General features: G+C 65.5%; 11 protein-coding genes. 10 read left to right on the top strand and 1 reads right to left on the bottom strand.

Annotated elements, in window-relative coordinates:
• The 7 genes from ACE039_RS15890 to ACE039_RS15860 all read left to right on the top strand — a co-directional run.
• Window positions 1–963: acyl-CoA dehydrogenase family protein (locus ACE039_RS15890; RefSeq protein WP_485822788.1), on the top strand; the 963-nt coding region annotated here is incomplete at its 5' end.
• Window positions 960–1,730: a class I SAM-dependent methyltransferase gene (locus ACE039_RS15885; RefSeq protein ID WP_310029990.1), complete on the top strand. Its 771-nt coding sequence runs from the start codon at window positions 960–962 to the stop codon at window positions 1,728–1,730. The genes ACE039_RS15890 and ACE039_RS15885, both read left to right, overlap by 4 nt.
• Window positions 1,731–1,942: 212 nt before the next feature.
• Complete coding sequence (locus ACE039_RS15880) at window positions 1,943–2,695, top strand: GntR family transcriptional regulator (protein WP_332008394.1); 753 nt, start codon at window positions 1,943–1,945, stop codon at window positions 2,693–2,695.
• Window positions 2,646–3,962: a malonyl-CoA decarboxylase domain-containing protein gene (locus ACE039_RS15875; RefSeq protein WP_485822787.1), complete on the top strand. Its 1,317-nt coding sequence runs from the start codon at window positions 2,646–2,648 to the stop codon at window positions 3,960–3,962. Before ACE039_RS15880 ends, ACE039_RS15875 begins: the two co-directional genes overlap by 50 nt.
• Window positions 3,963–4,008: 46 nt before the next feature.
• Window positions 4,009–4,800, top strand: a complete 792-nt coding sequence (locus ACE039_RS15870) for an enoyl-CoA hydratase/isomerase family protein (protein WP_105556543.1) — start codon at window positions 4,009–4,011, stop codon at window positions 4,798–4,800.
• Between the two features lie 5 nt (window positions 4,801–4,805).
• The gene (locus tag ACE039_RS15865) at window positions 4,806–6,347 is read left to right on the top strand and encodes a malonate--CoA ligase (RefSeq protein ID WP_485822786.1); all 1,542 of its coding nucleotides are present in this window, start codon (window positions 4,806–4,808) and stop codon (window positions 6,345–6,347) included.
• Between the two features lie 160 nt (window positions 6,348–6,507).
• Window positions 6,508–7,479, top strand: a complete 972-nt coding sequence (locus tag ACE039_RS15860; protein WP_105556541.1) for a Bug family tripartite tricarboxylate transporter substrate binding protein — start codon at window positions 6,508–6,510, stop codon at window positions 7,477–7,479.
• Window positions 7,480–7,491: 12 nt separating this feature from the next.
• Here ACE039_RS15860 and ACE039_RS15855 read toward each other — a convergent pair whose 3' ends face one another.
• Entirely contained in the window at window positions 7,492–8,448 is a 957-nt protein-coding gene (locus ACE039_RS15855) for an aldo/keto reductase (protein WP_448710434.1), read from the bottom strand.
• Between the two features lie 268 nt (window positions 8,449–8,716).
• Between ACE039_RS15855 and ACE039_RS15850 the strand changes: the two genes are divergently transcribed.
• From ACE039_RS15850 to ACE039_RS15840, 3 genes are all read left to right on the top strand, one after another.
• Window positions 8,717–9,688, top strand: a complete 972-nt coding sequence (locus tag ACE039_RS15850; RefSeq protein WP_105556540.1) for an ABC transporter substrate-binding protein — start codon at window positions 8,717–8,719, stop codon at window positions 9,686–9,688.
• Between the two features lie 393 nt (window positions 9,689–10,081).
• Entirely contained in the window at window positions 10,082–10,969 is an 888-nt protein-coding gene (locus tag ACE039_RS15845; protein WP_485822785.1) for an ABC transporter permease, read from the top strand.
• A gap of 144 nt (window positions 10,970–11,113) precedes the next feature.
• Window positions 11,114–11,908, top strand: a complete 795-nt coding sequence (locus tag ACE039_RS15840; RefSeq protein ID WP_105556538.1) for an ABC transporter ATP-binding protein — start codon at window positions 11,114–11,116, stop codon at window positions 11,906–11,908.
• The last annotated feature ends 42 nt before the right edge of the window (window positions 11,909–11,950 follow it).

Here is an 11,950-nt window from a genome sequence, read left to right as displayed (position 1 = left end):
GCCTTGCGGCCGCCCGGCGCCCGGCTGGCGCTGTGGGGCGAGATCGCCGAGCAGGGCTGGCCGGCACTGCTGGCACCTGCCGCAGCCGGCGGCTTGGGGTTGGGCCTGCGCGAGGCCTGGATCGTGGCCGAAGCGGCGGGGCGGCACCTGTTGAGCCTGCCGCTGACGGCCAACATGGTCGTGCTGCCTACCTTGTGCGAAGCAGGCATCGACGGGGTGGCCGCGCAATGGGCGCGGACCGTGATGGACGGCGGCGCCTATTTCGCCGACGCCGCCGTGCGCCCGGACGGCTCGGCCTTTTTCGAAGGTGCGGGCGAGGGCGTGCCGGCGCTAGGCCTGCGCCATCTCGGCCCGAGGACGTTGCGGCTCGAACGGTATGCGCCGGTACCGGGTGCGGCAGGCCTGGACCCGACGATGCCGGTGGCGCAGGCGACGCGGCCCGAATTGCTGGACGGTATCGATCTGCCCGTCGAGGCTGGCACGTGGCGTCGGCTGCGGACCCGGCTGTGCCTGCTGCGTTCCGCCGAACTGCTCGGTGCCGCGTCCGCAGCGTTGGACATGGCGGCCGCCTATGCGCGCGAACGGCGCCAATTCGACCGTGCCATCGGCGCCAATCAGGCGATCAAGCATCGTCTGGCCGACGACTGGATGGCGCTGGACGACGCGCGCCTTGCCGGCATGGCGGCGGCGTCGGCGCTCGATGCCGGCGCTGCTTCGGCGGACCGCGACAGTCTTTACGTGCCCTTGCTGGCGGTGGAAGGCGGGCGCCGCGCCGCCCAGAACGCCATCCAGGTGCACGGCGCGATGGGCGTAACCTGGGAGTGCGACGCCCACCTGTACCTGAAACGCGTGCTGCGCCTGTCGGCCAGCCTGCATGCGGAGGCCTCCTGCTCGGAATTGCTGGAGCGCATCTGGGAAGGCGGCGACGGCGGCGGAGTCGTCCGCCCTACAATGCCGCCATGAATAAATCGAACTTTCCCTCTGAACTGGACCAACCCACGCTGTCCGAAGTGGATGGCGTCCGCTATCTGCACTTCAACACCGAATGGGTCCAGGGCGCCATGCGCATCAAGAACCCGTCGGAACTGGTGCTGGAATACACCGGCCAGATGATGGCGTGGCTGCTGTTCCTGGAGCCGCCCAAGGAAGAGGCCATCGGCATGCTCGGCCTGGGCGCGGGATCGCTCGTGCGGTTTTGCGTGAAGCACACGCGCAGCCCCTTGCTGGCGGTGGAATGGAACCCCCGGGTGACGGCGGCTTGCCATATGTTCTTCCGCTTGCCGGGAGAAAACCGGCTGCGGGTCGAGCACGCCGATGCGGGCGCCTGGGTGGCTGACCCGTTGAATGCCGGGCGCTGCCCGGTACTGATGGTGGACCTGTACGACGCCGCGGCCGAAGGGCCGGTGCGCGACAGCGTGAAGTTCTACCGCGATTGCCGGCGGGTGCTGGGCGACGTGGGCGTGCTGGCGGTGAACCTGTTCGGCCGCCACGACAGTTTCGGCAAGAACATCGACAACCTGTCCAAAGCGTTCGACGACCGCGTGGTGCTGCTGCCAGAAGTCGACGCCGGCAACCAGATCGTGCTGGCGTTTTCAGGGCCGAGCCTGGCGATCACGCCGGCCGAGCTGCTGGAGCGGGCCGAGGTGGTGGAATCCCGGTACGGACTGCCGGCGCGTCGCTGGGCCCGCGCGCTGACCCGCCATGCCGTCGACGGCGTGCTGCATTTTTAAAGCGTAGGGCGGCCAGTCGGCCGTGCTGACCCTCCGGGACGCCCGGGGGGCGTCTATCGGGGTGTCCATCGGGAGCGTCCATCGGGGGCCGGACCCCGCCTTCCTATTAGGGTAGTCACGGGGCGGGAAGGGGGTTTACCTTTTCCCCGGCCGGGATCTATCATGGGCTTCTTCATAATTATGAATTACGGTGTAGTCCAAACCGCCTCCCCATGAGCCAACCCATCGTCCGTCAAGCCCTGTACCTGGAAGTCGCGGATCGGCTGCGCGCCATGATCCACGCGCGCGCGCTGACTAACGGCGAATGGATCGACGAACTGCGGCTGGCGGGCGAGCTGGGCATTTCCCGCACGCCATTGCGCGAAGCCTTGAAGGTGCTGGCCACCGAAGGGCTGGTGCGGCTGGAGCCGCGGCGCGGATGCTTCGTCAACGAACTGTCCACGCAAGACCTCGAAGACATCTTCCCGTTGATGGCCATGCTGGAAGGGCGCTGCGCCTTCGAGGCCGCGCGCAAGGCCACTGACGCCGAACTGGCCGCGCTTGAGCCGCTGCACGCCGAACTGGCGGGCCATGCCAAAGCCCGCCGCATCGACGCCTACTACCAAACCAATTACCTGATCCACGAGGCCGTGCAGGCCCTGTCCGGCAATCAGTGGCTGAACGACATGGTGGGCAACCTGCGCAAGGTGCTGAGCCTGTCGCGGCATCGCAGCCTGGCGCGGCCGGGGCGTATTGAACAATCCTGCGCCGAACACCTGGCCATCTTCGCCGCGCTCAAGGCGCATGACAGCGAGGCCGCGCAGGCGCTAGCGCACACCCATTTGATGCGGCAGCTGGAAGCGCTGCGCGCATTAGCCCATGAAGACGCCGCCGATCCGGCGTTATCCGATCCCATCGTCATCCAGGAGCCCGCCCATGTCCGTACCCGCCAATCTCGCGCCCGCGCGGGGCGCACGCACGCCTGAGCCCGAGGCCGAAGCGATCGACGCTGCGTCGGCCGCCGAAGGAGCCAGCCTGATCACGCGGTTGGGCCGCTTGTGGGAGCGCGGGCGTCTGCCCAGCGAATCCGAAGTGCGGCGCCTGTTCGAAGCACGGTTGACCGATGTCGCCGCGAACAAGCTGGCGCGCCGCTGGTGCGAACAATACAGCGCCGCCGACGGCAAGGACCGCCGGTTGATGCTGGCCGCGTTGGCGCAAGTCCGCGCCACGTACGCGGGCGACGGCGGCGAGGGCGCGCGCTTGTTCAAGCGCTTCAACGCCCAGGCGCAGGGCCTGCGTTTTCTGGTGGAATTGCGCGCCGATATGCTGCGCTGGCGCAAACAGGTCGCGGGTATCCAAAGCCTGGACAAAGAGCTGGAAGGCCTGCTGTCGGCCTGGTTCGACGTGGGGTTGCTGGAACTGCGCCCGCTGACCTGGGATTCGCCGGCGTCGTTGCTGGAAAAGCTCATCCTGTATGAAGCCGTGCATGAAATCACGTCCTGGGACGATCTGCGCCGCCGTGTATCCCCCGACCGCCGCTGCTACGCTTACTTCCATCCGCAGATGCCGGGCGTGCCGCTGATCTTCGTGGAAGTGGCCTTTGCCAGCCAGATGGCCGACAACGTGCAGGTGCTGCTGGACAGCACGCTGCCGCCCCAAGACCTGGACAAGGCCCGTTGGGCGATCTTCTATTCCATTTCCAATACGCAACCCGGCCTGAAAGGCATCAGCTTCGGCAATTTCCTGCTTAAGCGCGTGGTCGAACAATTGCTGGACGAACTGCCCAAGCTGAAGTCCTTTGCCACCCTGTCGCCCATCCCCGGGTTTTCGGATTGGCTGGGCAAGCTGGACGCCGAAGCCGTCGAAGGCATCGTGCGCGAAGACAAGGCGCGCGCCAAGGAGCGCAAGCGCGAGGGCGTGCCGGACGGACAGCGCTGGGTGTCGCGCCTGGCCAAAGCCGCCCAGGGCCGCGCGCCCGACGTGGTCAAGCGCGCGGGTTTTCGCCTGGCCGCCTGCTATCTGCAGTCCATGAAGAACAACTTGCCGCTGGATGCGGTAGCCCGCTTCCACCTGGGTAACGGCGCGCGCATCGAACGCCTGAACTGGGCGGCGGATACGTCGCAGAAAGGCCTGAAGCAGTCTTGCGGGCTGATGGTGAACTATCTGTACGACCTCGATGAACTGGACACGAATCTGGCCAAGCTGGGCGACGGCAAACCGCAGGTCAGCCGAAGCGTGGGCCGCGTAGCCTGATCGCCGGATACACGGCGCCAACCATTAATAAGAAAGGGCAGGGGACATGACGCAAGACGTGACTGGCCGCGTGCGGCTGGAACGCGAAGGGGCGCTGGCCTGGGTGACGCTGTCGCATCCCGGCCGCCTGAACGCGATAACGGTGGGCATGTGGCGCGAACTTCAGGACGTGTTCACGCAGTTGGCCGCGGATGACACCCTGCGCTGCGTGATCGTGCGCGGCGAGGGCGGCAACTTCGCGGCGGGCGCGGACATCCGCGAGTTTCCCGTTCAGCGGGCCGACATGGCCGGCGTGCAGCGCTATCACCGCGAAATCCTGGCGCCCGCGCTGCAGGCCGTGGCGCAATGCCCGCATCCCGTCATCGCGCAGATCGAAGGCGTGTGCGTGGGGGGCGGGTTGGAAATCGCCAGCCAATGCGACCTGCGCATCGCGGGCGCGTCGGCGCGTTTCGGCGTGCCCATCAACCGCCTGGGGTTTCCCATGGCGCCGGATGAAATGCGCGGGCTGTTGGCGTTGGCCGGGCGCGCGGCCACGTTGGCCATCCTGCTCGAAGGCCGCGTGTTCGGCGCCGAAGAAGCGCTGGGCCTGGGCCTGTTGACCCGCATCGTCCCCGATGACCAGGTGGACGAGGCCGCGCGCCGCAGCGCCGGCCGCATTGCCCAGGGCGCGCCGTTGGCGGCCCGCATCAATAAACGCTTGTCCGCAAGGTTGGCCCAAGGCGGCGCCTTGACCGAGGACGAGTATCGCGATTATTTCTCCTATGCCGAAAGCCGGGACCACAAGGAGGGCGTGCGCGCCTTCCTGGCCGGCGTAGACCCTTCCTTTTCCGGAGACTGACCAAGGTGAGCAACGCCAACCTCTATGCTGTCCTGCAAGGCGGCTTTCCCAAAGACCGCAGCAAAGTCGCGCTGGAAACGCCCGACCTTGAATACACCTGGGACGACATCGACCGCGCCACGGCGTGCCTGGCCAACCTGCTGACGTCGCTTGACCTGCCCGACGGGTCGCGCGTGGCGGTGCAAGTCGAAAAATCGCCGGAAGCGCTGCTGTTGTACCTGGCCACGCTGCGTGCGGGGCTGGTGTATCTGCCGTTGAACACGGCGTATCGCGAAGCCGAGATCGAGTACTTCCTGGGCAACGCCGAGCCGGCTGTGGTGGTCTGCGCCAGCAAGAACCATGACTGGGTGCAGCGCGCCGCCGGCAAGGCGGGTTGCGCGCATGTCTACACCCTGGACGAAGACCGCACCGGCACGCTGTTGGACGCCGCGGGCGGCTTGCCGCAAACCTTCAAGACCGTCGTCCGCCAGCCCGATGACCTGGCCGCCATCCTGTACACGTCCGGCACGACCGGCCGCAGCAAGGGGGCGATGCTGTCGCACGGTAACCTGGCTGCCAACGCTCGGGTGCTGCACGAATACTGGGGGTGGCGCGAAGACGACGTGCTGCTTCACATGCTGCCCATTTTCCACGTGCACGGCCTGTTCGTGGCGTCGCACGGCGCGCTCCTGGCCGGCGCCAAGATGATCTGGTTGCCGAAGCTGGACGCCGACCAGGTGCTGCATTACCTGCCGCGAAGCACGGTGATGATGGGCGTGCCGACGTACTACGTCCGTCTGTTGGCGGACCCGCGTTTCGACCGCGCGGTGTGCGCCAACATGCGCCTGTTCATTTCGGGTTCCGCGCCGTTGCTGGCCGAAACGTTTTCCGATTTCCAGACGCGCAGCGGCCACGCCATCCTGGAACGTTATGGCATGAGCGAGACCGTCATGCTGACGTCCAACCCCTACGATGCCAAGCTGGGCGAGCGCCTGGCCGGCACGGTCGGCCGCGCGCTGCCGGGCGTGCAGGTGCGCGTGGTGGACGATGCCGGCATCGCGCTGGCGCCGGGCGAAATCGGCAATGTGCAGGTGCGCGGACCCAACGTGTTCTCGGGCTACTGGCGCATGCCGGAAAAGACCCGCGAGGAATTTACCGAAGACGGTTGGTTCAAGACGGGTGACGTGGGTCGTTGGGGCGGGGAATCCGCCGGACGCGACGTGCCGGCGGACTACCTTTCCATCGTGGGCCGCAGCAAGGACCTGATCATTTCCGGCGGTTTCAACGTCTACCCGAAAGAGATCGAGACCTTGATCGACGACATGCCCGGCGTGGCGGAATCGGCGGTCATCGGCGTGCCGCACGCGGATTTCGGCGAGGCCGTGGTGGCCGTCGTCGTGCCCAAGGACGGCGTGTCGCTGGACGGAGCCGCCATGCAACTGGAGTTGAAGTCGCGCATCGCGAACTTCAAAGTGCCCAAGCGCGTGCATATCATCGACCAGCTGCCGCGCAACACGATGGGCAAGGTGCAGAAGAACGTGCTGCGCGAAACCTACAAGGCGCTTTGACGCCGACCGGGATGCCGGCCTCCAGGGGCCGGCATTTTTTTTTCAAGGAGGCCCATCCCACATAACGCAACGCCGTCCTGGCAGCTTCATTCCATAAGAAATTCAAGAGACGAGACGCACAAAATCGCGCCGTCCCCATGATGCAGCAAGAGGAGACAACATGAAAGTTCGCACGACCGCCGCGGCCGTATTCGCCGTGGCAGCCCTGAGTTTCGGCGGTGTGGCCGCCGCGCAATGGCCCGAGCGCCCCATCACGCTGATCGTCCCGTTCCCCGCTGGCGGCGGCACGGATACGTTCGCCCGTCCGTTGGCCCAGCAACTGACCACGCAACTGGGTCAGGCCGTGGTCATCGACAACAAAGGCGGCGCGGGCGGCACGGTGGGCGCGGGCGTGGCCGCCAAGGCCCGGCCGGACGGCTACACCTTCTTCATGGGCGGCGCGCACCACGCGTTGGCCCCATCTCTTTATAAAAGCCTGAACTACAACATTCAAAAGGACTTCGTGCCCGTCGCGCTGGTGGCGCAGCCGCCGCAGGTGGTCGTCATCAATGCCACCAAGCTGCCGGTGAAGACCTTGCAGGAATTCATCGATTACGCCAAGAAGCACCCGGGCGAAATCAACTACGGCACGGCAGGAAAGGGCAGCACGCACCACCTGGCCGGCGAGCTTTTCGCCATGCAGACCGGCATCAAGCTGGTGGACGTGCCGTACCAGGGCGCGGGCCCGATGCTGTCGGCACTGATCGGCGGTCAGGTCGATCTGGCGTTCGATGGCCTGGGATCATCGTCGGGCCACATCCGCGCCGGCGCCATCAAACCGCTGGCGGTGGCTGCCACCGAGCGGTCGGCCTCGTTGCCCGACGTACCGACCGCCGCCCAGGCAGGCGTGCCCAACTACGTCGTGTCGACGTGGTACGCCATCTGGGCGCCTGCCGGCACGCCGAAAGAGGCGGTCGACAGGATGGCCGTTGAAATCACCAAGGCCTTGAACACGCCGAAGCTCAAGGAAACCTGGGCGGGCAATGGATCGTCGATCCCCACGCTGACGGGCGCCGATTTTGGCAAGTTCGTCGACAGCGAGGTGGATCGTTGGGCCAAAGTCGTGAAGGATTCCGGCGTCAAGCTGGATTGATGCAGCCCGCGCCTAACGCCACTCGCTGGCCTGGCTGAGCCGGGTCAGCTGGTCATGCGTCAGCGTCAGGCTGGCGGCCTTGACCAGTTCGTCCAATTGGGCGACCGACGTGGCGCTGACGATGGGCGAGGTGATGCCAGGCTGCGCGATCTGCCAGGCCAACGCGGCCTGGGCAGGCGTGCAGCCGGCGTCTTCGGCAACCTCGTCCAGCGCTTTCAGGATGCGCAAGCCGCGCTCGTTCAAGTAATTGTCGACAATCTTCTGTCCGCGCGTGCTTTTGCCGGCATCGGCCGCGCTGCGGTACTTGCCGCTGAGAAATCCGCTGGCCAGCGCGTAGTAGTTGATCGTGCCCATCTGCTGCGTCTTCACCAGGCTCTGCAAGCCGGATTCGAAAGGCTCGCGGCTATACAGGTTGTATTCGGGCTGGATGCTCTCGTAGCGAGGCAGGTCGTGGCGTTCCGCCGTGATCAGCGCTTCGGACAAGCGCACGGCCGTGTAGTTCGACGCGCCGATCGCGCGCACCTTGCCCGCTTCGATATGCTTGGCGTATTCAGCCAGCGTGTCGGTCAGCGGCGTGTTGGGATCATCCTTGTGGGACTGATACAGGTCGATGTGATCCGTTTGCAGGCGGGCCAACGAAGCTTCCAGCGCGCGGCGGATATACGCGGGCGCCAGGCCCTGCGCGTCGGGCCCCATCTCCATGCCGACTTTGGTCGCGATCAGCACGCGATCGCGTTTGCCGGAACGCTTGAGCCATTTGCCGATCAGCGTTTCGGATTCGCCGCCCTGGTTGCCGGGGGCCCAGCGCGAATAGACGTCGGCCGTGTCGATGAAGTTCAGGCCCGCGTCGACCAGGGCGTCCAGCAGCGAGTACGTGCCGGCCTCGTCGACGGTCCAGCCGAAGACGTTGCCGCCGAAAGTAAGCGGGGGAATTTGCAGGCCGGAACGGCCCAAAGCGCGTTTGATCATGGCGTGGCCTTTGGATGCGTCGACGGGCTGCCGGAAAGGGCGGCCGCGCCGGTTTAGTATATTGGCGCCGCGTGCCCCGGCATGGGGCATGACGTTTTCGGCATGCACCATTTCAGGGATTCCCCCCAAGTTATTTTGCGTGGCGGCAAGTTAGACTATACGGCTTTATGGTCAGCCAGACAGGCGGGAAGCCGCCGACGGGGCCATAACGACGAAACCCCCACGAAAACCCCCAACGAACAACTACCAAGGGTTCAAGGAGCTTAGTATGCTGATCGGAAAAAAACATTTTCTGACGGTTGGCGCCATGGCGCTGGCGATGGCTATCGCCGCGCCTGTGGCTGCGCAGCAGAAGTCGGTGGCGATCACCGCCATCGTCGAGCACCCGGCGCTGGACGCCGTCCGTGACGGCGTGCAAGACGCGCTCAAGCAAGCCGGCTATGAAGCGGGCAAGAACCTGAAGTGGCAATACCAAAGTGCGCAGGGCAATAACGGCACCGCCGCGCAAATCGCCCGCAAGTTCGTGGGCGACAGGCCCGACGCCATCGTGGCCATCGCCACGCCGTCCGCCCAAGCCGTCGTGGCCGCCACCAAGGACGTGCCCGTGGTGTATTCGGCCGTGACCGACCCCGTCGCCGCGCAGCTGGTCGCCAGCATGGACGCCTCGGGCACCAACGTGACTGGCGTGTCGGATCTGTTGGCGCTGGACAAGCAAGTCGACCTGATCAAGAAGATCGTTCCGAACGCCAAGCGCGTGGGCATGGTCTACAACCCGGGCGAAGCCAATTCGGTCGTGGTCGTGAAGAAGCTCCAGGAAATCCTGCCCAAGTACGGCATGAGCCTGGTGGAAGCCGCCGCCCCGCGTTCGGTCGACGTGGCCTCGGCCGCGCGCAGCCTGATCGGCAAGGTCGACGTCATCTACACCAACACCGACAACAACGTCGTGTCGGCCTATGAATCGCTGGTGAAGGTCGGCAACGACGCCAAGATCCCGCTGATCGCGTCCGACACCGACAGCGTCAAGCGCGGCGGCATCGCCGCCCTGGGTATCAACTACCGCGATCTGGGCGTGCAGACGGGCAAGGTGGTCGTGCGCATCCTGAAGGGCGAAAAGCCCGGCGCGATCCCGTCGGAAACCATCTCGAAGCTTGAGCTGTACGTGAATCCGGGCGCGGCTACCAAGCAAGGCGTGACCTTGTCGGATGCCATCATCAAATCGGCCGCGGTGGTCGTGAAGTAAAGCGGTTCCGCAGGCACCCCGCCACGCCTACCCGGCGTGCGCGGGGTTTTTGTTAAGTTTTTTTGGTGTGTCTTGCCTTACCCCATGGTCTTCAGGGCGGCAGCGTTCACAAGATGCTCGCGGCCCGGCGCAGTTTGCTGGTCTTGAATTGCCGGGTGCCCCGCCATGTTGGCGCGCGCCGCACCGGGCGTTTTTGCTCCCTGAACGGTCTTGTACGACTCCGCTTGCGGCATTGCCGACACGCGTGGAGACGCTTTGGCAGGAAACAAGCGAAAATGGCGGACCGGGAAACGTTTATTGCGAAAGCTGGGGTAAAACTGACCCCCAAACGCAAGAAATCCGACGTTTCAAGTCTTTAATATGCACCTTCCTTACCCTGATTGGATTTGACTCATGTCATTGTTCTCGTTGTTAGGCGCGTTGGAGATCGGGCTGGTCTTCAGCCTGGTGGCCTTGGGCGTGTTTATCTCCTTTCGCCTGCTGCGCTTCCCCGACCTGACCGTTGACGGCAGCTTCCCGCTGGGCGGCGCGGTCTGTGCCACGCTGATCGCCTCGGGCACCGATCCGTTTTCCGCCACCATCATCGCCACGTTCGCCGGCGCGGCCGCGGGCCTGGTCACGGGTTGGCTGAACGTGAAGCTCAAGATCATGGATCTGCTGGCCAGCATCCTGATGATGATCGCGCTGTATTCGGTGAACCTGCGCATCATGGGCAAGCCCAACGTGCCGCTAATCACCGAACCCACTGTCTTCACGATCTTGCAGCCGGGCTGGATTTCCGACTACGTCGCCCGCCCGCTGATCCTGATCGTGATCGTGATTCTGGCCAAGCTGGCGCTGGACTGGTTCTTCGCCACGCAGACCGGCCTGGCCGTGCGCGCCACCGGCTCCAACGGCCGCATGGCCCGCGCGCAAGGCGTCAACACCGGCCGCATGATCCTGGGCGGCATGGCGCTGTCGAACGCGCTGGTCGCCTTGGCCGGCGCGCTGTTCGCGCAGACGCAAGGCGGCTCGGACATCTCGATGGGCATCGGCACCATCGTGATCGGCCTGGCCGCGGTGATCGTTGGCGAGAGCATTCTGCCGTCGCGCAAACTGATGCTGGCGACCCTTGCCGTCATCATCGGCGCCATCGTCTACCGCTTCTTCATCGCCCTGGCGCTGAACAGCGATTTCATCGGCTTGAAGGCCCAGGACTTGAACCTCGTCACCGCGGTACTGGTCACGGTCGCCCTGGTCATCCCGATGCTCAAGCGCCGCCTGCTCGGCAAGAAAGGATGATGCCCACCCCCGAAGCGCCTGTGGCGCTTTCCCCTCAAGGGGGCGCCGCTGGCGGACCGGCAAAGCCGGCTCCGCGGCGGCCCCGGTCTGGCTGCGCCGGCTTCATGCGGCGCGGGTGCTGCGACTGCACAATGGAGTACTGAAATGTTGTCCGCTAAAGATCTCAAAATTACTTTCAACGCCGGCACGCCCATCGAAACCCGCGCACTGCGCGGCATGTCGCTGGATATTCCGTCGGGCCAGTTCGTGACTGTCATCGGCTCCAACGGCGCCGGCAAGTCCACGTTCCTGAACGCCGTGTCGGGCGACTTGCCCGTGGATTCGGGCCGGATCGACATCAATGGCGTGGACGTCACGCGGCAGCCCGTCTGGGCGCGCGCCGGCCGCGTGGCCCGCGTGTTCCAGGACCCGATGGCCGGCACCTGCGAAGACCTGACCATCGAAGAGAACATGGCGCTGGCGCAAATGCGCGGCGCGCGCCGTGGCTACAGCCGGGCGGTCAAGGCATCGATGAAGGACGGTTTCCGCGAACGCCTGTCCACCTTGGGCCTGGGGCTGGAAAATCGGCTGACGGACCGCATCGGCTTGTTGTCTGGCGGTCAGCGTCAGGCGGTCAGCCTGCTGATGGCAGCCTTGCAGCCGTCGCGCATCTTGCTGCTGGACGAGCACACCGCGGCGCTAGACCCGCGCACGGCTGACTTCGTGCTGCAGTTGACGGCCCGCATCGTCGCCGAGAATCAGCTGACCACCATGATGGTCACCCACAGCATGCGCCAGGCGCTGGATGTGGGCGACCGCACGGTGATGCTGCATCAAGGCCAGGTGGTGCTGGACGTGTCCGGCGACGAACGCCGCGGCATGGACGTGCCGGACCTGCTGGCCATGTTCGAACGCGTGCGCGGCGAAAAGCTGTCGGACGACGCGTTGCTGCTGGGCTGATTCCGGCTTTGCCCAGAAGACCGTCGGGGGGGCTTTCGGGGC

It is taken from the genome of Achromobacter maghribensis, from assembly GCF_057334215.1.
This window is presented reverse-complemented; position numbering and strand designations above follow the sequence as displayed.